This window comes from Stenotrophomonas koreensis (genome assembly GCF_001431525.1).
Taxonomy (GTDB): Bacteria; Pseudomonadota; Gammaproteobacteria; order Xanthomonadales; family Xanthomonadaceae; genus Stenotrophomonas; species Stenotrophomonas koreensis.
Genome location: NZ_LDJH01000026.1, coordinates 20,355 through 42,501, shown reverse-complemented (window position 1 = coordinate 42,501; position 22,147 = coordinate 20,355). Strand labels below are relative to the sequence as shown.

Below are 22,147 nucleotides of genomic sequence, written 5' to 3'. Positions count from 1 at the left end.
TCCCTGTGCGGTTTGCCGCGGAATCGGATGACAGCCTGTCGGGATACGCGATACCAACAGGCTGAAGGTTTTTTAGGTGTCAGCGGCCGTTGGCCAACTTACAAGAGCTGCTTTTATACCAGCGCCCCCTACCCCGCGCAAGCTGGAAAAGCCTTGAATCACGCGGGTTTTGGCGGTTTATGCCGGCAAGCTTCAATGCTTGACACGCGTCCCCGTACCACCCTTGCCCTTGCCACGCACCGTGACACGCTGCGCAGTCTTGCTCGCCGCAGGCTTCCTGGCGGCCTTGCGCACCTTGGGCCGGGTCGGACGTTCAAGTGCGATATCAAGCACCTCATCAATCCACTTCACCGGCACGATGGTCAGGCCCTCGGTGACATTGGCCGGAATATCGGCCAGGTCCTTGCGGTTTTCCTCCGGGATGATCACCGTGGTGATCCCGCCACGCAGTGCGGCCAGCAGCTTTTCCTTCAATCCACCGATGGCGGTGACACGGCCACGCAGGGTGATCTCACCGGTCATCGCCACATCCGCACGCACCGGCACCTTGGTCAGGCAGGACACCAGGGCGGTGACCATGGCGATACCAGCACTCGGGCCATCCTTTGGGGTGGCGCCATCGGGCACGTGGACGTGGAGGTCATGTTTTTGCAGGAAATCGACATTGATGCCGAGCAGGGCAGCACGCGAACGCACCACCGACAACGCCGCAGTGGCCGATTCCTTCATCACATTGCCCAACTGTCCGGTCAGGGTGACCGCACCCTTGCCCGGCACCAGGGCCGATTCAATCTGCAGCAGTTCGCCGCCCACTTCCGTCCATGCCAGACCGGTGACCAGGCCGATTTCGTTCTGTTCTTCGGCACGGCCGAAATCAAAACGCCGCACGCCCAGGTAGGCATCCAGGTTGGCCGGATCCACCACCACCAGCACACTGGTTGCACTCTTGCCTCGACCACGCTTGACCGGCTTGATCCCCTTCGGCCCGGCCAGTGCGATCTGCTTGACCACCTTGCGGCAGATCTTGGCAATCTCTCGCTCCAGGTTGCGCACCCCCGATTCACGGGTGTAGTAGCGCACGATGTCGCGCAGCGCCTCCTGCTCCACCTCCAGTTCGCCATCCTTCAGGCCATTGGCCTTGAGCTGCTTGGGCAGCAGGTAGCGGCTGGCAATGGCGAGCTTTTCATCCTCGGTATAGCCGGGAATTCGGATCACTTCCATGCGGTCCAGCAGCGGACCGGGAATGTTGAGCGAGTTGGAGGTAGCGACAAACATCACTTCGGAAAGGTCCAGGTCGACCTCGAGGTAATGGTCGTTGAACGCATGGTTCTGCTCCGGATCAAGCACTTCCAGCAACGCCGAGGACGGGTCGCCACGGAAGTCCATGCTCATCTTGTCGATCTCATCGAGCACGAACAGCGGGTTCTTGCTGCCGACCTTGTTGAGGTTCTGCACCACGCGGCCGGGCATCGAGCCGACATAGGTGCGGCGATGACCGCGGATCTCGGCTTCGTCGCGCACCCCGCCCAGGCTCATGCGCACGAACTTGCGGTTGGTCGCCTTGGCGATGGATTGACCCAGCGAGGTCTTGCCCACGCCAGGCGGGCCAACCAGGCACAGGATCGGCCCGCGCATCTGCTTGACCCGCGACTGTACCGCCAGATATTCCAGGATGCGCTCCTTGACCTTTTCCAGGCCGTAGTGATCGGCATCCAGGGTTTCCTGGGCAACCGCAAGGTCCTTGCGCACCTTGCTGCGCTTGTTCCACGGCACCCCAAGCAGCCAGTCCAGATAATTGCGCACCACGGCCGCCTCGGAGGACATCGGTGACATCTGCTTGAGCTTGGCCAACTCGGCGCGCGCCTTGGTCTCCACCGGCTTGGGCATCCCTGCTTCGCCAATCTTGCGCGCCAGCGTCTCCAGCTCATCGGGCGCATCATCCAGGTCACCCAGTTCTTTCTGGATGGCCTTCATCTGTTCATTCAGGTAGTACTCGCGCTGGCTCTTTTCCATCTGCGACTTGACCCGACCGCGGATGCGCTTTTCCAGCTGCTGCACATCCAGCTCGCCGTCGACCAGACCGACCAGCATTTCCAGACGCTCGGCGACGGACAGGGTCTCCAGCAGCTTCTGCTTGTCGGCCAGGCGTACCCCCAGGTGCGCAGCAACGGTATCGGCCAGGCGCTCGGGTTCCTCGATGCCTGCCAGGGTCTGCAGCAACTCCGGCGGCAGCTTGCGGTTGGTCTTGACGTACTGCTCGAACAGCGACATCAGCGAACGGGCCACCGCACGCACCTGCCGGCTGTCCTCGCCCTCGGTATCGGCCAGCTCACGGCCATCGCCGTGCAGGGCTCCGTGCTCTTCGACCACCTTGTCCACTGCGGCACGGGCCACACCTTCCACCAGCACCTTGACGGTACCGTCGGGCAGCTTGAGCAGCTGCAGTACCTGGGCCAGGGTGCCGATCGGGAACAGCTGCTCCCCGGTGGGGTCATCGATGTCGGCCGAGGTCTGGGCAACCAGCAGGATGCGCTTGTCTGCATCCATCGCCAATTCCAGGGCACGCATGGATTTATCACGCCCCACAAACAGCGGGATCACCATGTGCGGAAACACCACCACATCGCGCAAAGGCAGCACGGGCAGGTGGATAACGTCGTTACGGGAAGCAGCCATGGGGATTCTCTCGGACTGGTGAGGCAATAAACGCCGATGGCCCCGTTATGGGGCCATCGGCGTCTACTTGCAAGGGGCGAAGATGCAGCTCAGTCGCCTGAAGCTGCCTTGGCCGGAGCCTCCGGCGTGGCATAGATCAGATACGGCTCGGACTTCTGCTCGATCACCGATTCATCCACCACCACCTTGGTGACATTTTCAGCCGACGGCAGCTCGTACATGGTGTCCAGCAACACCGATTCAACGATGGTGCGCAGGCCACGTGCGCCGGTCTTGCGCTTGAGTGCCTTCCTGGCGATTGCCGACAGCGCATCCGGGCGGAATTCCAGCTCGACGCCTTCCATCTCGAACAGCTTCTTGAACTGCTTGGTAATGGCGTTCTTGGGCTCGGTCAGGATCTGCACCAGCGCCGCCTCATCGAGCTCTTCCAGCGTGGCCACCACCGGCAGACGGCCGACGAACTCAGGGATCAGACCAAATTTCACCAGGTCTTCCGGTTCGACCTGGGCCAGCACCTTGCCTACTTCCTGCTTGCGCTCGCTCGACTTCACCTTGGCACCAAAGCCAATGCTGCCGGCATCGGTGGAACGGGCAGCAATCACCTTGTCCAGCCCGGCGAACGCGCCGCCACAGATGAACAGGATGTTCTTGGTGTCCACCTGCAAAAATTCCTGCTGCGGATGCTTGCGCCCACCCTGCGGCGGCACGCTGGCCACGGTGCCTTCGATCAGTTTGAGCAGCGCCTGCTGCACGCCTTCACCGGAGACATCACGGGTGATCGACGGGTTCTCGCTCTTGCGCGAGATCTTGTCGATTTCATCGATGTAGACAATGCCCTGCTGCGCCTTTTCGACGTCGTAATCACACTTCTGCAGCAGCTTCTGGATGATGTTCTCCACGTCCTCGCCGACATAACCGGCTTCGGTCAGCGTGGTCGCATCGGCCATGGTGAACGGCACATTGAGCATGCGCGCCAGGGTTTCGGCCAGCAGCGTCTTGCCCGAACCGGTCGGGCCGACCAGCAGGATGTTGGACTTGGCCAGCTCGACGTCATCACTCTTCTGGCGGCTCTCGATGCGCTTGTAGTGGTTGTACACCGCCACCGCCAGGGTGCGCTTGGCGCGGTTCTGGCCGATCACGTACTGGTCCAGGACCTCGAGGATTTCCTTCGGCTTGGGCAGCGAGCTGCGCGCCGAGGAAGCCTTTTCTTCCAGCTCCTCACGAATGATGTCATTGCACAGCGCTACGCATTCATCACAGATGAATACGCTGGGGCCGGCAATCAACTTCCGGACCTCGTGCTGGCTCTTTCCACAGAACGAGCAGTAGAGGATCTTGCCGCCGTCTGCGGAACGCCCTTGCCGGTCTTCAGTCATGCTTCGCTTATCCAGTTGCTCCCTGCAAGATGCAGAGGTATATGTTCGAGAATAGCACAGGGCCGGGAGGACTCCCGCCCTACCCCGACCCTGCCTTTACCACTTTATTTTCAATCACTTGCCAAGTGTTTACACCGGCTGGATCGATTCCTCGGGGCGACGTTCCAGTACCTGGTCGACCAGGCCATAGGCCTGCGCCTCGAAGGCACTCTTGAAATTGTCGCGCTCGGTATCGCGTGCGATGGTCTCCAGGCCCTGCCCGGCGTGCTTGGCCAGCACTTCGTTCAGGCGTGAGCGCAGGGTCAGGATCTCACGGGCATGGATATCGATGTCGGTCGCCTGGCCCTGGTAGCCGCCCAGCGGCTGGTGGATCATCACCCGCGAATTGGGCAGTGCAAACCGCTTGCCCGCCGCACCGGAAGCCAGCAACAGCGCGCCCATCGAACAGGCCTGGCCGACACAGATGGTGCTCACATCCGGGCGGATGTACTGCATGGTGTCGTAGATGGCCATACCGGCGGTAACCACGCCACCAGGCGAGTTGATGTAGATGCTGATGTCTTTTTCCGGATTTTCTGCTTCCAGAAACAGCAGCTGCGCCACCACCAGGTTGGCCATATGGTCGTCAATCGGGCCGACCAGAAAGATCAGGCGCTCCTTGAGCAAACGCGAGTAGATGTCGTACGAACGCTCTCCACGAGCGGTCTGTTCGACCACCATCGGAACCAGGTTCAAGGCTTTGGTTCGGTTGTCCATTCACGGGCACCTGTATCTGAAGGAATCGCCCCACGCCATCGGGCGCGGGGGCGTTGGCCGTTTGTGCTGGCCAGTGTTACGGGCGGATCGCTTCCTGGAAGCTCAGGCTGCGCTCGGTGTGCTGCGCGCGCTCGGCAATCCAGTCGATGACCTGCTCTTCCATCACACGGCCCTGCAGGTTCTGCATCATCTGGGGGTCCTTGCGATACATCTCAACCACCTGCTCCGGCTCTTCATAGGTCGAGGCGATCAGGTTCAGGGTTTCATTCAGACGGGCAGGCTCCAGGCGCAGCTGGTTCAGACGTGCGATTTCACCAACCAGCAGCCCCACCAACACGCGCTTGCGGGCCGCGTCCATGAAGCCGTTGTGCGCATCGGCCGGGATCTCGCCCGGGTTGCCACCCTGGCGACGGATCTGCTCAAGCTGCTGGGCCAGCATATTGCGGGCCTCGTTCTCGACCAGGCGCGCCGGCAGCTCGATGTGCGCATACGCGGCAATCAGCTGTTCGCCGACTTCACGACGCAGACGGTTCATCAGCGCACCCTTGAGCTCGCGCTGCAGGTTGGTACGGATATCGGCGCGGAACTGCTCGACATCGCCGCCCTTCACGCCAAAGCTCTTGATGAACTCGGCATCGACTTCCGGCAGCACGGCTTCGGCCACATCGACTGCCTTGACAGTGACCTGGGCGGTCTTGCCTGCCAGCTGGGCTACCCGCCAGTCAGCCGGGAAATCGACATCCAGGGTCTTTTCCTCACCCTTGGCAAGACCCACCAGGGCCTGCTCGATCGGAGCGAACATCATTCCGCCACCGATCAACACCTGGCCCTTTTCGGCACCCTCGGCAGGCAGACGCTCGCCATCAACGACCGAGAAGGTCTCCACCGCAACCAGGTCGCCTTCCTTTGCTGCACGGCTGACCGGGACAAAGCTGCGACGCTGCAGGCGCAGGTTTTCGATCATCTGCTCGATATCGGCATCGGTGATCTCGGCAACATCCCGCACAACGGTCAACTTGCTGACATCGATCTCACCGAATTCGGGAACCAGGTCAACCGTGGCAACAAACTCCAGCTCGCTTTCGCCAGCCTTCTCGATACGCGGCATGCCGGCAACCCGCAGCTCATTGCTGCGGATGGCCGAATCAAAACTTTCACGCAACAGGCCTTCGATTGCCTCACCGCGAACCTGTGCGCCAAAACGCTGCTCAACCACCTTGGCCGGCACCTTGCCCGGGCGGAAGCCCTTGATGCGCACATTGCGGCCGATTTCGGCCAGTCGACCAGCAACCAGGGACTGCAGGCGGTCTTCCGGCAGGGTGATGGACAGGCGGCGCTCCAGCGTGCCGGTGGTTTCAATCGAAGCTTGCATGTTGACTCCTGCCACCGGCAGCTCTCTGCCGCCGGCTCGATGTGGAAGAGAAACGGTTTAAAGACGAAGGGAATCAGTAAAACCCTTCACAGCCCTGTAGTTTGGCGTATAACGCCGCTGGCCGCCAGCGGGCAACGTGCCCGACTTCAACAAGGCCGTGACGGGCCTGGGACTGGTGCGAAAGGGGGGACTCGAACCCCCACGTCTTGCGACACTGGAACCTAAATCCAGGGCGTCTACCAATTCCGCCACTTTCGCAACTGCGAGGGGCCGCATTGTCGCAGCTTCACTGGCAAAGAAAAAGGCATCTGCTCGATGCAGATGCCTTGGTCTTGGTGGGCTGTCAAGGATTCGAACCTTGGACCTATTGATTAAGAGTCAACTGCTCTACCAACTGAGCTAACAGCCCTGAAATCTTGACCCGCCAAGTCAATACCTCTGCGGATCAGGCGCCCGCCTTCAAAAAGCGGGCCATTCTTGCGGATGTAAAAAGCCATTCGTCTGGCGAATGGCTTCTTGTTTGGTGGGCTGTCAAGGATTCGAACCTTGGACCTATTGATTAAGAGTCAACTGCTCTACCAACTGAGCTAACAGCCCTGAAACATGCGAGTCACATTATAGTGAACTCTTTGGCCTTTGCAAGCCATGACCCTGAATAATTCAGAACCACTTGAAACAATGGGGTGGCTGAGGGGATTCGAACCCCCGACCACCGGAATCACAATCCGGTACTCTAACCAACTGAGCTACAGCCACCATTGAATTTTTGTCCCCGCCGCGTACAACCAGAACTGGTGCGCCCGACAGGAATCGAACCTGTAACCGCCGGCTTAGAAGGCCGGTGCTCTATCCAGTTGAGCTACGGGCGCCCTTCTGGATGTCGCAGCCAACTCACACCCGAAAAGATGGCGAATTGGTCGGGGTAGAGGGATTCGAACCCCCGACATCCTGCTCCCAAAGCAGGCGCGCTACCAGACTGCGCTATACCCCGGCGGTAAATCCCCCGAGGTCATCCCCCGAAGAGCGGCTATTGTGTCGTTCCCCCTGCCGCCTGTCAACGGTTTTTTTCACACAAGCCAAACTCGGCTAAGCTTGCGGGAGCCTTGGAACTGCAGCACCTGCTCAATCACATTGAGGCACTATGCGTAGTGGCAACCCCGCACTGAAGGAAGACACTTTCCTGGACCTGCACAGCGGCACTGTCGTCGGCCGCAACGCCCAGGCGATGAGCCTGAATGGCACCGTCAACAAGACCGGCCTGCTGCTGTTGCTTGCCGTTCTCACGGCTGCTTTTTCCTGGCATGCCAGCTTTGATGCCACTGGCCAGCTGCTGCCAGCGGCCACGCTGTACCTGTACGGCGGCCTGATTGGCGGCCTGATCCTGGCCCTGATCACGATCTTCAAACAGCAATGGGCCCCGGTCACCGCGCCGCTCTATGCGCTGGTGGAGGGGCTTTTCCTGGGCACGGTCTCGGCCATGTACGAAGCCCGTTTTGACGGCATCGTGCTGCAGGCGGTGATCCTGACCTTCGGCACGCTGCTGGCCCTGCTGGCGGCCTACCGCTCCGGCCTGATCCGCGCCACCGAGAACTTCAAGCTCGGCGTGGTCGCTGCCACCGGCGGCATTGCCCTGGTCTACCTGGCCACCATCGTGCTGGGCTTTTTTGACATCAACATCCCCTATATCCACGAATCCGGCCTGATCGGGATTGGCTTCAGCCTGTTCGTCGTGGTCATTGCCGCGTTGAACCTGGTACTGGACTTTGACTTCATCGAATCCGGGGTGGACGCCGGGGCACCGAAGTACATGGAGTGGTATGCCGCCTTCGGCCTGATGGTCACCCTGGTCTGGCTGTACCTGGAATTCCTGCGCCTGCTCTCCAAGCTGCAGTCACGCGACTGACGCCGGCAGCGTCAGGCCGGCAGCATCAACAAGGGCGCCGCAAGGCGCCCTTGTCTTTTACGAGAAGTAAATTTCCTGCCCGGGACCGGGCCCTCAGCCCACAGCACCCGAGTGCCCGAGCTGGCAGGCGCCGCCCGGCGCCCACCCTCCCCGCCGTAAACGACCTGTCACAGCGACGGACAACGGATGAGAAAAGGAATCGCCGACAAAACGAAGGGGCGCCTCGCGGCGCCCCTTCGTAACCTGGCAGGGTCAGCAGCCGGTTACAGGCGGCTGGCGATGGCCTTGGCAAAGTCCATGGTCGAACCGGTGCCACCGAGGTCGCCGGTCAGCGAGTCCTTGGCTTCCATGGTGGCAATGATCGCCTTGCGCAGACGCTCGGCATTGGCCTGCTGGCCGATGTGCTCGAGCATCTGCACCGCTGCCAGCAGCAGGGCGCACGGGTTGGCCTTGCCCTGGCCGGCGATGTCCGGGGCGGTGCCGTGGACGGCTTCGAAGATCGCCGCGTCCTTGCCGATGTTGGCACCCGGGGCCAGGCCCAGGCCGCCGACCAGGCCGGCACACAGGTCAGACAGGATGTCGCCGAACAGGTTGGTGGTCACGACCACGTCGAACTGTTCCGGGCGCATCACCAGCTGCATGCAGGCGTTGTCGACGATCATTTCCTGGAATTCGATTTCCGGGTACTCGGCAGCCACTTCACGCGCCACCTTCAGGAACAGGCCCGAGGTCGACTTGATGATGTTGGCCTTGTGCACCGCAGTGACCTTCTTGCGGCCGTTGGCCTTGGCCAGCTCGAAGGCGTAGCGCACGACGCGCTCGGAGCCCTTGCGGGTCACGCGGGTGATCGACACGGCGGTCTCGCCGTCAGCCGAGACTTCCTGGCCTTCGGAGATGTAGGCGCCTTCGGTGTTTTCACGCACCGTGATCATGTCGATGTTTTCGTAGCGCGACTTGGTGTTCGGGAAGGACACCACCGGACGCACGTTGGCGTACAGGTCGAAGTGACGGCGCAGCGAGACGTTGATCGAGGTGAAACCACCACCGACCGGGGTGGTCAGCGGCGACTTCAGCACCACCTTGTTGCGGGCGATCGAGTCCAGGGTCACCTGCGGCATCAGGTCACCGTGCTTTTCCAGAGCAACCACACCGGCGTCGGCTTCTTCGTACTGCAGGCCAGCGCCCAGCTTGTCGAGGATGAACAGGGTGGCATCCATGATTTCCGGGCCGATGCCGTCGCCACGGATAACGGTGATTGTCTGGGTCATTGTTGGATTTTCCGAAACGGGGAAGGAAATGCGCCCTTGCCGCCGACCACGGCAGGCAAGGGGCCGCAAAAGCGGTTTCAGTTGACAATTATGCCCGATCCGGCCGGTTTGACCCAAACCGACCTTGGTCGCAGGTTCAGCTGTGGTCGTGCACCGCCGGTGCCGGCGCCCCGGCTTCGAGCTGGTCCAGGAAGTCCACTGCCCGGCGCAGATGCGGGATCACGATCGAACCACCCACCACCAGGCCCACGGAAAAGGTCTCGAAGAACTCCTCGCGGCTGACTCCGGCCTCCTTGCACTGGGCCACGTGGTAACTGATGCAGTCATCACAGCGCAGCACCAGCGAGGCGACCAGGCCGAGCAGCTCCTTGGTCTTCACATCAAGCGCGCCGGCCTGGTAGGTCTGGGTGTCGAGGGCGAAGAAGCGGCGCACCACCTGGTTGGGCTCGGCCAGGATGCGCTCGTTCATGCGCTTGCGGAACGCGGTGAACTCGGCCAGGCGGTCGTTCTGGCCATCCCCTGCTGCGGTACTCATGCCGGCGCCTGCCCTGCCAGCAGCGGCTCCAGCTTGCCCTGACGGTGCAGCGCGATCATGTCGTCATAACCACCGACATGGAAATCGCCAATGAAAATCTGCGGCACACTGGTGCGACGGGTCAGCGCCATCATCTTTTCCCGCTGCTCCGGGTCCAGGTCGATGCGTACCTCGGTCCACTGCGCCCCCTTGCTCTGCAGGAAGTTTTTGGCTGCCACGCAGTACGGGCAGACCAGAGTGGAATAAATCGTAATGGGCGGCTGGCTACTCACAGCGGGAACTCCTGGGGATCATGGGTGTCACTATGGTAGCGGTCGGCGCCGAAAACCATGGCCAAGCCTGGAAAACTGCGTCTTGACCATCACTTCACCCGTTGCGGGCGCAAAGGCCGCACCCTTGTTTGACCGATTGGAGTTGAAACATCGTGCGACGCCTGCTGCTTGCTACTGCCCTCACCTGTTGCCTGGGCCTGCCCAGCGCACTGGCGCAATCACAGGGCCTGCCGGACATCGGCTCCTCGGCCGGCGAGCTGCTGACCCCGGCCAGGCAGGCCGAATACGGCGCCATGTTCCAGCGCGAGCTGCGCAACTACGGCTACCTGCTGGATGACCCGCTGACCGACCAGTGGCTGGAGGATGTCGGCCGCCCACTGGGGGCGGCCTCGGCACAGCCGCAGCAGCGCTATACCTTCTTCATGCTGCGCGACCGCCAGATCAACGCCTTTGCCACCCTCGGCGGCTATATCGGCATGAACGCCGGGCTGGTGCTGATGGCCGAGCGCGAGGACGAGGTCGCCGCCGTGCTGGCCCACGAAGTGGCACACGTGACCCAGCAGCATGTGCTGCGCGGGGTCGAACGGGCGCAGCGCGACCAGATCCCGATCCTGCTGGGGATGCTGGCCGCGGTGATCGCCGCCCAGCAAGCCGGCGGCAGCTCAGCCGGCGAGGCGACGATGGCCTCGATCACCAGCGCGATGGGACTGATGCAGCAACGCCAGATCAACTACACCCGCTCCAATGAATCCGAAGCCGACCGGCTGGGCATCCGCACCCTGTCGCGCAGCGGCTACGACGTCGATGCCATGGCCGGCGCCTTCCAGCGCATGGAGGCGGCGACCCGCTCCAATACCGGTGGCTACCAGGTACCGGAGTTCCTGCGCACCCACCCGGTCAATGTCACCCGCATCAGCGAGGCCAAGCAGCGCGCCGAGCAGATCCGCAACGAACAACCATTGGTGATCCCTGCGCTGCCGGCCCTGCCGCCACCGCCATCGTCAGCGACTGAAAGTGGCCGTCTGCCGGAGCTGGAGCGCAGTTCGCTGCTGCCTGAGCTGCCGGGCCTGAGCATGGACCTGAGCCAGATCCAGCGCCCAGCCCCGGGCAGCCAGTTCCGCTGGGCGCAGGAGCGTCTGCGGGTACTCAGTGCACCGACCACCGCAGCGGCCCTGGCCGAATATGAAGCGCTGGCCAAGCGCCAGGCCGAGGGCCTGGACCCGGCGCAGCAGCACGGCGTCGCCCTGGCCCGGCTGCAGGCCGGTGGCAATCCGCGTGACATCGCCCTGTCCCTGCAGGCCCTGCTGCAGGAACACCCGGACACGTTGTGGATCGAGCTGCCACTGGCCCAGGCCTGGGCCCGCGCCGGCGAGGCCGAGCGCGCCGATGCCATCCTCCAGCGCGCGGCCCGGCGCCTGCCCGGCAACCGTGCCGTGGCACTGACCCATGCCCAGATCCTCAATGCCCGCGGCAGTACCGCTGCCGCACAACAGGCGCTGGCGTTGCTGCGTCCGCTTGCCGGCGATGGCCAGAGCACCCCGGAATTGCAGCGGCAACTGGCCCGGGCCTGGGAACTGGCCGGCGACCCGGTACGTGCCGGCGAGGCCCATGCCGAAGCCAGCTGGCTCAGCGGCCGCGCCGAGCAGGCGCTGCTGCAGCTGCAGACCCTCAAGCACCAGCAGCAGCTGGATTACATCAGCCAGGCGCGCATAGATGCCCGGATCGAGGCCCTCACCCCGGAGGTCCTGGAGCGCAAACGGCAGGGTATCTACGACCGGGATCTGGAACCGAACGGCTGACCCTGTCATCGTGGTGTCACCAAACTGTCGCTAAATGGCGGCGGTTACTTAAATATCCAGCCGGTGCAACGTGCTCAAGCGCATTCTGATCGTTGATGACGAACCTGCCATCCGTGACATGGTGGCCTTCGCCCTGCGCCGCGGTGAATATGACCCGGTGCATGCCGGAGATGCCCGCCAGGCACAAAATGCCATCGCCGAACGGGTGCCGGACCTGATCCTGCTGGATTGGATGCTGCCGGGCACCAGCGGGCTGGAGCTGGCCCGTCGCTGGCGGCGTGAAGCACTGACCCGCGACATCCCGATCATCATGCTGACCGCGCGCGGTGAGGAAAATGACCGGGTGGGCGGGCTGGAAGCCGGCGTCGATGACTATGTGGTCAAGCCGTTCTCGGCCCGCGAGCTGCTGGCACGGATCCGCGCGGTGCTGCGGCGTAACCGCCAGGAAGATGAGGACGGCAATGTCACCGTCGGCAACCTGCGCATCGATGGCGCCGCCCATCGGGTGTACTGCAACGACACCCCGGTGCCGATCGGCCCCACCGAGTACCGCCTGCTGTACTTCTTCATGACCCACCCCGACCGCGTCTACAGCCGCAGCCAGCTGCTCGATCACGTCTGGGGCGGCAGTGTCTATGTGGAGGAACGCACCATCGATGTGCATATCCGCCGCCTGCGCAAGACCCTGGAGCCGTTTGCCGCCCAGGAGATGGTGCAGACCGTGCGCGGCGCCGGCTACCGCTTTTCTGCCGCGGCCTGAGCACGCCCCGATGCCCCGTGCCATTGCCGGGGTGCGGTGCTATAACCGGGTGAGCTCCTTGACCCGGCCCTGAAGTGAACTTGTTTGACGGACGTCCCATGCAGCGTCATCTGCGTTCGGCCTGGCTCAGAACGCTGGCCTATTCCTTCCTGTGGCTCTGTCTTGCCGCACTTGTCGGCGCGTTGGCCGGGCAGGTGTGGATGGCGCTGGCCATTGTCGCCATCCTCACCCTAGGCTGGCACCACTGGCGGCTGCGCGGGCTGATCCTGCGCAGCCTGTCGCGCCGACGCCTACCGCCAGCCACCGGCAGCAGCAGCTGGGACGCGCTGGAAAACCTGATTGCCCACAACCAGCGCCAGACCCGTGCGCGCAAGCGCCGGCTGCTGGAGATGCTGCAGGCCTACCGTGCCGCCGCCGACGCCCTGCCCGATGCTGTGGTGGTGGTGGACCGCAATACGCAACGGATCGAATGGTTCAACCAGGCCGCCGGGCCCTTGCTCGGGCTGCAGGGCATGGCCGATCGCGGCAAGGCCCTGGTACAACGCCTGCAGCCGATGCCGCTGGCGCACTGGCTGACCGCCGGCCGTCATGCCGAACCGATCCTGGATGCCACCTCGCCACACGATCCCAATATCCGCCTGCACCTGCGCCTGGTGCCGTATTCGGACCACCGCTGGCTGCTGGTTGCCCGTGATGTCACCAAGCTGCTGCACCTGGAGCGGGTACGCCGCGATTTTGTCGCCAATGTCTCGCATGAGCTGCGTACCCCGCTGACCGTGGTGCATGGCTACCTGGACATGATGGAACCGGAGGATTTCCCCGGTACCGGGCCGATGCTGGAGGAAATGCGCAAACAGTCCCAGCGCATGACCCAGCTGGTGGAGGACCTGCTGACCCTGTCGCGGCTGGAGGCACAGTCACCGGGCGAACTGGACAACGTATCGATGGCGCCGGTGCTGGCCACCCTGCAGCGCGAGGCCAACGCGCTGAGCCAGGGGCGGCACCGGGTCACGCTCGAGGATGACGGCACGGTGGACCTGCTCGGCTCGGTGCGCGAGCTGCACAGCGCCTTCTCCAACCTGGTCAGCAATGCGGTGCGCTATACCCCGGAAGGCGGCAGCATCGCCATCCGGCTGGCCCGCGAAGGCCAGGGCGCCACCCTGAGCGTGCGTGATACCGGTTACGGCATTGCCAGCCAGCACATCCCGCGGCTGACCGAACGCTTCTACCGGGTGTCTTCCAGCCGCTCACGCGAGAGCGGCGGCACCGGGCTGGGCCTGTCCATCGTCAAGCACATCCTGGGCCTACACAACGCACACCTGGTGATCCATAGTGAAGTCGGTAAAGGCAGCGAGTTTTCCTGCCGGTTTGATGCCAGCCACGTCACCGTGCGCAACGATACCGACAGCGTCCCGAAGGAGCCCGCAACACCATGATTTCAGCGCCCAGCCCCACCCAGCCACGCCCCGACAACGACCTGTTGCGTGACCCGGCGCTGTACATCAACCGCGAGCTGTCACAGCTGGACTTCAACTTCCGGGTCATGGCCCAGGCCCGCGACGAGCGCGTGCCGCTGCTGGAGCGGCTGCGCTTTTTGTGCATTTCCTGCACCAACCTGGACGAGTTTTTCGAGATCCGCGCCGCCACCGTGCGCCATGCGCAGGAATTCGGCCTGCCACCGGCGCCGGATGGGATGAGCCCGCAGGCGATCCTGGGCGCCATCCACGACCGCTCCGCCCGCCTGGTGCAGGAGCAGTACGACTGCTGGAACAACGTGCTGCGCCCGGCCCTGTCCGAGGCCGGGGTGGAAGTGATTGCCCGCGACCAGTGGGATGCCCGCCAACGGCGCTGGCTGCGCGCGTATTTCCGCCATGAAATCCTGCCGGTGCTCTCACCGCTGGGGCTGGATCCGGCCCACCCGTTCCCGCGCATCCTCAACAAGACCCTGAACATCGTGGTCATGCTCAAGGGCGTGGATGCCTTCGGGCGTGCCGGCCACATGGCCATCGTGCGCGCCCCGCGCTCGCTGCCACGGATCATCAAGCTGCCCGAGCGCGTGGCCGGCCCGCACAGCTTCGTGTTCCTGTCCTCGGTGCTGTCGGCCTTCGTCGAGGAGATGTTCCCGGGCATGGAGGTCGAAGGTGCCTACCAGTTCCGGGTCACCCGCAACTCCGAGCTGATCGTCGACGAAGAAGAAGTGGAGAACCTGGCGCTGGCCCTGCGCGACGAGCTGGTGACCCGCGGCTACCGGCCGGCGGTGCGGCTGGAAATCGCCCATGACTGCCCGCGTCCGATCGTGCGCCAGCTGCTGCAGAACTTCGAGCTGCCCGACAACGCCGCTTACTACATCGATGGCCCGGTCAACCTGAACCGGGTCATCCAGGTGTATGACATGGCCGACCGCCCGGACCTGAAATACCCGCCGATGAGCCAGCGCACGGTGGTCGAACCGGAGGCGATCTTCGCCACCGTGGCCCAGCGTGACCTGCTGCTGCACCACCCGTTTGACAGCTTCTCCAGCGTGATCGAGCTGATCCGCCAGGCCGCCACCGACCCCAACGTGCTGGCGATCAAGCAGACGCTGTACCGCACCGGCAAGGATTCGGCCATCGTCGATGCGCTGATCCAGGCCGCGCGCAACGGCAAGGATGTCACCGTGGTGGTGGAACTGCGCGCCCGCTTCGACGAGGACGCCAACCTGGGGGTGGCCGACCGCCTGCAGGAGGCAGGGGTACAGGTGGTCTACGGAGTGGTCGGCTACAAGACCCACGCCAAGATGCTGCTGATCGTACGCCGCGAAGGCCGCAAGCTGCGCCGCTATGTCCACCTGGGCACCGGCAACTACCACTCCGGCACCTCCCGCGCCTACACCGACATCGGCCTGATCACCGCCGATGCAGACATCGGCAACGACGTCCACCTGCTGTTCCTGCAGCTGTCCGGGCTGGGCCCGAAAATGAAGCTCAAATGCCTGCTGCAGTCGCCCTTCACCCTGCACAGCGGCGTGCTGGAACGGATCGAGCGCGAAACCCGCTATGCCCTGGCCGGCCGCCCGGCCCGCATCATCGCCAAGATGAACGCCCTCAACGAGGCCCAGGTGGTGCGTGCCCTGTATGCCGCCTCGCAGGCCGGGGTGCAGATCGACCTGATCGTGCGTGGCGCCTGCACCCTGCGGCCGGGGGTGCCCGGGGTCTCGGAAAACATCCGCGTGCGCTCGATCGTCGGCCGCTTCCTGGAACACAGCCGGGTCTACTGGTTCGGCAACGATGGTGCCCCGGAGCTGTTCTGCGCCAGCGCCGACTGGCTGGAGCGCAACCTGCTGCGACGGGTGGAGACCTGCTTCCCGATCCGCGACCAGAAGCTGGCCAGGCGTGTCTACAACGAGGTGTTGCTCAACTACCTGGAGGACAACCTCAATGCCTGGCAACTGCAGGCCGATGGCAGCTACCTGCCGGTAAGCCCGGCACCCGGGCAGATCCCGCATTCGGCCCAGCTGACCCTGCTGGAAGGCATCTGAGCAGCTCCTGAAACGGTCACGCCCTGCCGAGGCCTTCGGCTACCATTGCGCCATGCCCAATACTTTCCAGACCCCAGAACCGATCCAGGAGGGCGACCTGCTGGCGGCCATCGATCTTGGCTCCAACAGCTACCACATGATCATTGCGCGCTACCTGCTCGGGCAGTTGCGCGTTGTCGACCGGCTGCGCGAAACCGTGCGCATGGCCGACGGTCTGGATGCCAAGGGCGGCTTGTCCGAGCAGGCGCAGCAGCGGGCACTGGCGTGCCTGGCACGCTTTGGCCAGCGCATCCGTGACCTGCCCGACGTCCGGGTACGGGCACTGGCCACCAATACGGTGCGCAAGCTGCGCGACCCGCGCGCCTTCCTGGTTGCCGCCGAGGCCGCGCTGGGCCATCCGGTGGAAGTGGTTTCCGGGCGTGAGGAAGCGCGCCTGATCTACCTGGGGGTTGCCCATGCCCAACCGCCCAAGCCGGGGCAGCGCCGGCTGGTGATCGATATCGGTGGCGGCTCGACCGAATTCATCATCGGCAGCAGCTTCCTGCCGATCGAGCGTGAAAGCCTGCAGGCCGGCTGCATCGCCTCGACCCGGCGTTTTTTCCCCGATGGCAAGCTCAGCCGCAAGCGCTGGCGTGACGCCCTGAACACCATCGGCGCCGAGTTCCAGTCCATTTCCAGCCGCTACCGCGCACTGGGCTGGGATGAGGCGGTGGGTTCGTCGGGCACACACAAGGCGATCAGCGAAATCTGCCAGAAGATGAAGCTGTCCAAGGGCGCGATCACCGCCCAGGCCCTGCCGCAGCTACGCGACGCCTTGCTGCAGGCCCGCCATATCGACCAGATCGACCTGCCCGGCCTGTCCGATGACCGCCGGCCGATCATTGCCGGCGGCGTGCTGGTGCTGGAGGCGGCGTTCCGCGCGCTGGCACTGGAAAAGCTCAGTGTCAGCAAGGCGGCGATGCGCGAAGGCATCCTGTATGACCTGCTCGGCCGGCATGGCGACAACGACATGCGCGATGCCTCGGTGGCGGCCTTGTGCCAGCGCTATGGGATCGACACCGTGCAGGCGGCGCGGGTGGAGGAAACCGTCCTGCGCCTGTTTGACCAGGTGGCCGGACCATGGCAGCTGGAGGCCGATGATGCCCAGATGCTGCGCTGGGCCGCGCGCCTGCACGAAATCGGCCTGGTGATCTCGCACAACGGCTACCACACCCACGGCGCCTACCTGCTCGAGCACTCCGACATCGCCGGCTTCTCCCGCCAGGAGCAGCAGATGCTGGCCGCGCTGGTGCGCAGCCATCGCCGCAATGTCAGCAGGCATGCCTTTGAAGCCCTGCCTGACCGCCTGTTGGTCACCGCGCGCCGGCTCAGCATGCTGTTGCGCCTTGCCGTGCTGCTGCACCGCTCGCATGAAGCCGACCCGATCAGCCAGCTGGAGTTGCTGGTCGATGAGGACAGCATCACCTTGCAGCTGGACCCGGGCTACCTGAGTACCCGCCCGCTGCTGCAGGCCGACCTGCTGGGCGAGACCCAGGCCAGTGCCAGCCTGGGGTTCCGTTTCCACCCCGGGCTGGACTGATACCACCACCGGCCGGGCACGCCGGCCGCCGCCGCAGCCTGCCGGTACAATAGCCCCCCATGAGTACGTTTTTTCTATCCGACCTGCATCTGGACCCCAGCCGCCCGGAAATCACCGCACTGGCCCTGGCATTCCTGCGTGGCCCGGCACTCCAGGCCGATGCCATCTACCTGCTGGGCGACGTGTTTGAGGCATGGATCGGTGATGACGCCATCCAGCCCCCTGCCGATGCGCTCGCGCAGGCACTGAAGGCGCTGAACGATGCCGGGGTGACGGTGTATTTCATCCACGGCAACCGCGACTTCCTGCTCGGTGCCGACTACGCCACACGTGCCGGCATCCGCCTGCTGCCGGACCCCGCCGTGATTGACCTGTATGGCACCGCGACGATCATCCAGCACGGCGACCTGCTGTGTACCGATGACACCGCTTACCTGGCCTTCCGCGCCCAGGCGCGTGATCCGGCTTTCATCGCCGGCTTCCTGGCGCAAAGCCCGGCCCAGCGCCTTGCCTTTGCCCAGAAAGCCCGCCAGGCCAGTGCCGCCAGCCAGGCGGCAATGAAGGACAGCAACCAGAGCGCGTTCGAGACCATCACCGATGCCACGCCCGAGGCGATCGCCGACACCTTCGCCCGCTTTGGCTGCCAGCGCATGATCCACGGCCATACCCATCGCCCGGCCATCCACCAGCACCTGGTCAATGGCCGTCTGTGCACCCGCGTGGTGCTGGGTGACTGGCATCAACACGGTTCGGTGCTGGCAGTGGATGCCGATGGCATGGCGCTGATCCAGCTGCAGCCGCAGCGCTGAGCCCACGGCAGCGGCAGGCAGGCCCGCAGACCGCGGGGCCTGCAGCGTGCAAACGGCCGCGCCTCTTACAGCGGCCGCGCACAGCCCTGCAACAGCCGCTCTTGATGCTGCCAACGGGCCGTCCACGGATGCAACGCATCGGACATGCCATCGGAGCAGGGACCGGCACTGATGCTCAAGGTCACCGCGGCCCCCTCCAGTTCACCGGCATAGCGCCGGCCGTTGTCCATCGCCTCGACCCGGGCCACGAAATCAACGCCGTCCAGGTTGTCCGGGGAGCTCCAGTGCAGGGCCTGCCCATCCACGCGCACACTCCAGAACGGCTCGTTGCCGAAGGCGATGAACTGCGTCGGCAAGGCCAGTGCGTTGCCTGCGCCAGTGCTGGCGGCATCACCGGGTGCAGCGGCAGGGGCAGTGGCTGGCGTGGGCTCGGCACAGGCGGCCAAGCCGATCACCATCACTGACATCAGTACGCGTTGCCACATCGGAAGCATCTCCAGGGGGTAACCAGTGCCCACCATGCCATGAACCGCGCCGCCAGGCAGCACGCCACTGGCCCCGAGCAAGCACACGCATCCCCAGCAAGACGGCAGCTGCTGGCCAGCGGCCTGCCCGCAGATCACCGCGGCAGAGCGGCGCAACCGCCGGCAGCGTGGCCGACAACAGGCCCTGCGTGCGCGCTGCCACGGTTGCCGCGGCAGCTGCCAGCGACAGGCGCCATTCCTGCGGCGCATGGGGCGGCGGCAGCGGGCAGCGGCGTGCGTGCAATCGGCGGCACCAGGCGGGGGCGCTGATCTGGCCTGCAGTGGATTGCTGCCTCGCCCGCGCTGTATTGAAAGCCTGGCGACCCGCCGCGCCATCGTCGCAGGACACTGCCCGGGCGCGGCAGGTCAAGTGCTGCGCGCACGATCCGGCGGGCACTGCCGGTCGCACTTGCGGCACTCCAGACACTGCCCCAGCGCCCACTGCCGACCGGCCGGCGTCTGTGTCCAGGGCCGCTCGATCCACGGTGGGGCATGCCGCACATGCTGGTCATGGCCGCATGCCAGCTCGGCCACCCAGTCCTGGGCGGCGTCCAGATGAAAACCGACAATCGGTTGCTGCATCACCCTGCCCTGCACTGATCCTCATCACCCAGCGTACGCGCAAGCGGGCATCGCCGGCGCTGCGGCAGGCTGGACATGGCCGGCAGGCAGCGCGGTCCGTCAGCCGGCAGACGGTTCGACCAGCAGCAACAGCTCATCGGCATCGAAACCGGCCAGCAGGCGCGCCTCGTCATTGAACGGCCCGTGCAGGTAACCGCCGGCGTACTCGCCCAACAGCTCGCGGAAGCGGTTGCGCGGCTCCACCCCGGCCTGGCGGCAGTACCAGTGGTACCAGCGGGTACCGGCGGCCACATGCGCCACTTCCTCGCGCAGGATGATCTCCAGCACATCGGCCGTTTCGCCATCGCCGAGCGCGCGCAGCTTGTCGATCATCGCCGGGGTGACATCCAGCCCGCGTGCCTCCAGCACCCGTGGCACCAGCGCCATCCGCGCCAGGCCATCGTGGGCGGTTTTCTCGCACATCTCCCACAGCCCGTTGTGGGCCGGGAAATCGGCATAGTCGTGGCCGTGGGCGAGCAGCCGCGCACGCAGCAGGCCGAAATGGCGCGCCTCGTCATCGGCGCAGCTCACCCAGTCCGCCTGGAAGCTGGCCGGCAGGCCACGAAAGCGGTAGACCGCATCCCAGGCCAGGTCGATCGCATTGAGTTCGATATGGGCAATGGCGTGGATGAAGGCCGCCCGTCCGCTGGCCGAGCCCAGGCCGCGGCGCGGCAGCCTGCTGGGGTGCACCAGCTCCAGTCGGGCTGGCCGGCCGGGCATGCAGATCGGCGCCGGCGGCGCAGCTTCGGCCGGGGCCTTGAGCCGGCCATCGCGGAAGGCGGCAGCAAAATGCCGGGTCATCGCCGCCTTGCTGACCGGGTCAGGCTCGGCCAGGCAGGCCTGCGCGGCAAGGTACAGATCGCCGCCGGCCAGTTGGTCCCACTGCACGTTCACTGCGCCAACCGCCCTCAGCCTTCGCGCTTCTGCTTGGCGCCGTCGTTGCGCAGCTGCTGGATGCGCTGGAAGTAGCCCGGCTCGATCCCGGTGACGTACTCGCCGTTGAAGCAGGACGAATCGAACTGGGTCAGCGCCGGGTTGCCTTCGCGCACGGCCGCTTCCAGGTCTTCCAGGTCCTGGTAGATCAGCCAGTCGCAGCCCAGGTGCTGTTCAATCTCTTCCACGCTGCGGCCATGGGCCACCAGCTCCTCGGCCGCCGGCATGTCGATGCCGTAGACGTTGGGATGGCGCACCGGCGGTGCGGCACTGGCCAGGTAGACCTTGCGCGCGCCGGCATCGCGGGCCATCTGCACGATCTGCTGGCTGGTGGTGCCACGCACGATCGAGTCATCCACCAGCAGCACCACGCGGTTGCGGAACTCCAGATGGATCGGGTTGAGCTTACGGCGCACCGATTTCACCCGCTCGCCCTGGCCGGGCATGATGAAGGTGCGGCCGACGTAACGGTTCTTGACGAAGCCCTCGCGGTACTTCACGCCCAGCACGTTGGACATCTCCAGGGCCACATCGCGCGAGGTGTCCGGGATCGGGATGATGGTGTCGATGTCGTGGTCGGGCTTCAGGCGCAGGATCTTCTCGCCCAGCTTGGTGCCCATGCGCATGCGCGCCTTGTGTACCGAGACGTTGTCGATCATCGAATCGGGACGGGCGAAGTAGACATACTCGAAGATGCACGGCGACATCTTGGTCGCGGTGGCGCAGACCTCGCTGTGCAGCTGGCCGTCGTTGGTGATCACCATCGCTTCGCCCGGGGCCAGATCGCGCACGCGGGCAAAGCCCAGTACGTCCAGCGCCACCGATTCGGAGGCCACGATGTACTCCTCACCGGCCTCGGTTTCGCGCTTGCCCAGCACCAGCGGGCGGATGCCATGCGGGTCACGGAAGGCCACCAGGCCCAGGCCCAGCACCAGCGAGACCACCGCATAGCCGCCCTTGCAGCGGCGGTGCACGCCGGCCACGGCCCGGATGGCCGCTTCCGGGGTCAGCATGCGCTGGGCGTCGAGCTCGTAGGCAAACACGTTCAGCAGCACTTCGCTGTCCGAATCGGTATTGATGTTGCGGCGGTCGGCCTCGAACACCTGCTGGCGCAGCGCTTCGGTGTTGATCAGGTTGCCGTTGTGGGCCAGCGCGATGCCGTAGGGCGAGTTGACATAGAACGGTTGCGCCTCGTCCATGCCCGCCGAACCGGCAGTGGGATAGCGCACATGGGCGATGCCGACATGGCCGCGCAGCATCGACATGCGCGCTTCATCAAACACATCGCGTACCAGCCCGTTGCCCTTGTGCACGCGCAGCCGGGTTCCGTTTGCGGTGGCGATACCGGCCGCGTCCTGGCCCCGGTGCTGCAGGACAGTCAGGCCGTCATACAACTGACCGGCGACGTTCGAGGTGCCAACAATTCCGACAATGCCACACATGCTTG

The 22,147-nt window shown here is 64.6% G+C and carries 18 protein-coding genes and 6 tRNA genes; 7 read left to right on the top strand and 17 right to left on the bottom strand.

Going from position 1 to position 22,147, the window contains the following annotated elements:
- Window positions 1–192: 192 nt before the first annotated feature.
- The 10 genes from lon to ABB25_RS12180 form a co-directional block, all read right to left on the bottom strand.
- Window positions 193–2,676: an endopeptidase La gene (gene lon / locus ABB25_RS12225; protein WP_057667203.1), complete on the bottom strand. Its 2,484-nt coding sequence runs from the start codon at window positions 2,674–2,676 to the stop codon at window positions 193–195.
- 89 nt (window positions 2,677–2,765) lie between these two features.
- Entirely contained in the window at window positions 2,766–4,052 is a 1,287-nt protein-coding gene (clpX, locus tag ABB25_RS12220; protein WP_057667201.1) for an ATP-dependent Clp protease ATP-binding subunit ClpX, read from the bottom strand.
- Window positions 4,053–4,181: 129 nt separating this feature from the next.
- A complete protein-coding gene (clpP, locus tag ABB25_RS12215; protein WP_057667198.1) occupies window positions 4,182–4,808 on the bottom strand; it encodes an ATP-dependent Clp endopeptidase proteolytic subunit ClpP in 627 nt (208 codons plus the stop codon).
- Window positions 4,809–4,884: 76 nt separating this feature from the next.
- A complete protein-coding gene (gene tig / locus ABB25_RS12210; protein ID WP_057667196.1) occupies window positions 4,885–6,180 on the bottom strand; it encodes a trigger factor in 1,296 nt (431 codons plus the stop codon).
- Window positions 6,181–6,353: 173 nt separating this feature from the next.
- Window positions 6,354–6,438: transfer RNA gene (locus tag ABB25_RS12205), tRNA-Leu, on the bottom strand.
- 75 nt (window positions 6,439–6,513) lie between these two features.
- A tRNA-Lys gene (locus tag ABB25_RS12200) sits at window positions 6,514–6,589 on the bottom strand.
- A gap of 112 nt (window positions 6,590–6,701) precedes the next feature.
- Window positions 6,702–6,777 (bottom strand) — tRNA-Lys (locus ABB25_RS12195).
- Between the two features lie 82 nt (window positions 6,778–6,859).
- Window positions 6,860–6,936: transfer RNA gene (locus tag ABB25_RS12190), tRNA-His, on the bottom strand.
- A 36-nt stretch (window positions 6,937–6,972) separates the two neighbouring features.
- A tRNA-Arg gene (locus tag ABB25_RS12185) sits at window positions 6,973–7,049 on the bottom strand.
- Between the two features lie 45 nt (window positions 7,050–7,094).
- Window positions 7,095–7,171: transfer RNA gene (locus tag ABB25_RS12180), tRNA-Pro, on the bottom strand.
- A 150-nt stretch (window positions 7,172–7,321) separates the two neighbouring features.
- On the opposite strand from ABB25_RS12180, the gene ABB25_RS12175 reads away from it, so the two are divergent.
- Window positions 7,322–8,083 carry a Bax inhibitor-1/YccA family protein gene (locus ABB25_RS12175; RefSeq protein ID WP_057667194.1) on the top strand — a complete coding sequence of 254 codons (762 nt, stop codon included), beginning with the start codon at window positions 7,322–7,324 and terminating at the stop codon, window positions 8,081–8,083.
- A 263-nt stretch (window positions 8,084–8,346) separates the two neighbouring features.
- On the opposite strand, the gene ABB25_RS12170 is transcribed toward ABB25_RS12175, so the two are convergent.
- The 3 genes from ABB25_RS12170 to grxC all read right to left on the bottom strand — a co-directional run bounded on the left by ABB25_RS12170 (window position 8,347) and on the right by grxC (window position 10,158).
- Window positions 8,347–9,351 carry an isocitrate dehydrogenase gene (locus ABB25_RS12170; RefSeq protein WP_057667192.1) on the bottom strand — a complete coding sequence of 335 codons (1,005 nt, stop codon included), beginning with the start codon at window positions 9,349–9,351 and terminating at the stop codon, window positions 8,347–8,349.
- A gap of 136 nt (window positions 9,352–9,487) precedes the next feature.
- Complete coding sequence (locus ABB25_RS12165) at window positions 9,488–9,886, bottom strand: carboxymuconolactone decarboxylase family protein (RefSeq protein WP_057667191.1); 399 nt, start codon at window positions 9,884–9,886, stop codon at window positions 9,488–9,490.
- Window positions 9,883–10,158: a glutaredoxin 3 gene (gene grxC / locus ABB25_RS12160; protein WP_057667190.1), complete on the bottom strand. Its 276-nt coding sequence runs from the start codon at window positions 10,156–10,158 to the stop codon at window positions 9,883–9,885. The genes ABB25_RS12165 and grxC overlap by 4 nt, the downstream gene beginning before the upstream one ends.
- Window positions 10,159–10,310: 152 nt before the next feature.
- Between grxC and ABB25_RS12155 the strand changes: the two genes are divergently transcribed.
- The 6 genes from ABB25_RS12155 (at window position 10,311) to lpxH (ending at window position 18,622) form a co-directional block, all read left to right on the top strand.
- Window positions 10,311–11,957: a M48 family metalloprotease gene (locus ABB25_RS12155; protein WP_057667189.1), complete on the top strand. Its 1,647-nt coding sequence runs from the start codon at window positions 10,311–10,313 to the stop codon at window positions 11,955–11,957.
- Between the two features lie 70 nt (window positions 11,958–12,027).
- Window positions 12,028–12,717, top strand: a complete 690-nt coding sequence (gene phoB, locus ABB25_RS12150; protein ID WP_057667188.1) for a phosphate regulon transcriptional regulator PhoB — start codon at window positions 12,028–12,030, stop codon at window positions 12,715–12,717.
- Window positions 12,718–12,815: 98 nt separating this feature from the next.
- Window positions 12,816–14,153: a phosphate regulon sensor histidine kinase PhoR gene (gene phoR, locus ABB25_RS12145; RefSeq protein ID WP_057667187.1), complete on the top strand. Its 1,338-nt coding sequence runs from the start codon at window positions 12,816–12,818 to the stop codon at window positions 14,151–14,153.
- Window positions 14,150–16,234 (top strand): polyphosphate kinase 1, encoded by a 2,085-nt coding sequence (gene ppk1, locus ABB25_RS12140; RefSeq protein ID WP_057667186.1) that lies wholly within the window; start codon window positions 14,150–14,152, stop codon window positions 16,232–16,234. The genes phoR and ppk1 overlap by 4 nt, the downstream gene beginning before the upstream one ends.
- A 52-nt stretch (window positions 16,235–16,286) precedes the next feature.
- A complete protein-coding gene (gene ppx, locus ABB25_RS12135; protein WP_057667185.1) occupies window positions 16,287–17,813 on the top strand; it encodes an exopolyphosphatase in 1,527 nt (508 codons plus the stop codon).
- A gap of 59 nt (window positions 17,814–17,872) precedes the next feature.
- Window positions 17,873–18,622: a UDP-2,3-diacylglucosamine diphosphatase gene (lpxH, locus tag ABB25_RS12130; RefSeq protein WP_057667183.1), complete on the top strand. Its 750-nt coding sequence runs from the start codon at window positions 17,873–17,875 to the stop codon at window positions 18,620–18,622.
- 65 nt (window positions 18,623–18,687) lie between these two features.
- On the opposite strand, the gene ABB25_RS12125 is transcribed toward lpxH, so the two are convergent.
- The 4 genes from ABB25_RS12125 to purF form a co-directional block, all read right to left on the bottom strand.
- Window positions 18,688–19,107: a COG3650 family protein gene (locus tag ABB25_RS12125; RefSeq protein ID WP_152981212.1), complete on the bottom strand. Its 420-nt coding sequence runs from the start codon at window positions 19,105–19,107 to the stop codon at window positions 18,688–18,690.
- A 405-nt stretch (window positions 19,108–19,512) separates the two neighbouring features.
- Window positions 19,513–19,728, bottom strand: a complete 216-nt coding sequence (locus tag ABB25_RS12120) for a DUF3565 domain-containing protein (protein WP_057667246.1) — start codon at window positions 19,726–19,728, stop codon at window positions 19,513–19,515.
- A gap of 99 nt (window positions 19,729–19,827) precedes the next feature.
- Window positions 19,828–20,655, bottom strand: coding sequence for a ferritin-like domain-containing protein (locus ABB25_RS12115; RefSeq protein ID WP_057667244.1), 828 nt, complete (start codon window positions 20,653–20,655; stop codon window positions 19,828–19,830).
- Window positions 20,656–20,675: 20 nt separating this feature from the next.
- Window positions 20,676–22,142 (bottom strand): amidophosphoribosyltransferase, encoded by a 1,467-nt coding sequence (gene purF / locus ABB25_RS12110; protein WP_057667181.1) that lies wholly within the window; start codon window positions 22,140–22,142, stop codon window positions 20,676–20,678.
- Window positions 22,143–22,147 lie beyond the last annotated feature (5 nt).

Bases quoted from the DNA above. Each gene is read 5' to 3' on its own strand.
- phoR (WP_057667187.1), top strand. From the start codon at position 12,816: ATGCAGCGTCATCTGCGTTCGGCCTGGCTCAGAACGCTGGCCTATTCC.
- lpxH (WP_057667183.1), top strand. From the start codon at position 17,873: ATGAGTACGTTTTTTCTATCCGACCTGCATCTGGACCCCAGCCGCCCG.
- ABB25_RS12175 (WP_057667194.1), top strand. From the start codon at position 7,322: ATGCGTAGTGGCAACCCCGCACTGAAGGAAGACACTTTCCTGGACCTG.
- ppx (WP_057667185.1), top strand. From the start codon at position 16,287: ATGCCCAATACTTTCCAGACCCCAGAACCGATCCAGGAGGGCGACCTG.
- ABB25_RS12165 (WP_057667191.1), bottom strand. From the start codon at position 9,886: ATGAGTACCGCAGCAGGGGATGGCCAGAACGACCGCCTGGCCGAGTTC.
- clpP (WP_057667198.1), bottom strand. From the start codon at position 4,808: ATGGACAACCGAACCAAAGCCTTGAACCTGGTTCCGATGGTGGTCGAA.
- ABB25_RS12170 (WP_057667192.1), bottom strand. From the start codon at position 9,351: ATGACCCAGACAATCACCGTTATCCGTGGCGACGGCATCGGCCCGGAA.
- clpX (WP_057667201.1), bottom strand. From the start codon at position 4,052: ATGACTGAAGACCGGCAAGGGCGTTCCGCAGACGGCGGCAAGATCCTC.
- ppk1 (WP_057667186.1), top strand. From the start codon at position 14,150: ATGATTTCAGCGCCCAGCCCCACCCAGCCACGCCCCGACAACGACCTG.
- ABB25_RS12120 (WP_057667246.1), bottom strand. From the start codon at position 19,728: ATGCAGCAACCGATTGTCGGTTTTCATCTGGACGCCGCCCAGGACTGG.
- purF (WP_057667181.1), bottom strand. From the start codon at position 22,142: ATGTGTGGCATTGTCGGAATTGTTGGCACCTCGAACGTCGCCGGTCAG.
- ABB25_RS12125 (WP_152981212.1), bottom strand. From the start codon at position 19,107: ATGTGGCAACGCGTACTGATGTCAGTGATGGTGATCGGCTTGGCCGCC.
- tig (WP_057667196.1), bottom strand. From the start codon at position 6,180: ATGCAAGCTTCGATTGAAACCACCGGCACGCTGGAGCGCCGCCTGTCC.
- lon (WP_057667203.1), bottom strand. From the start codon at position 2,676: ATGGCTGCTTCCCGTAACGACGTTATCCACCTGCCCGTGCTGCCTTTG.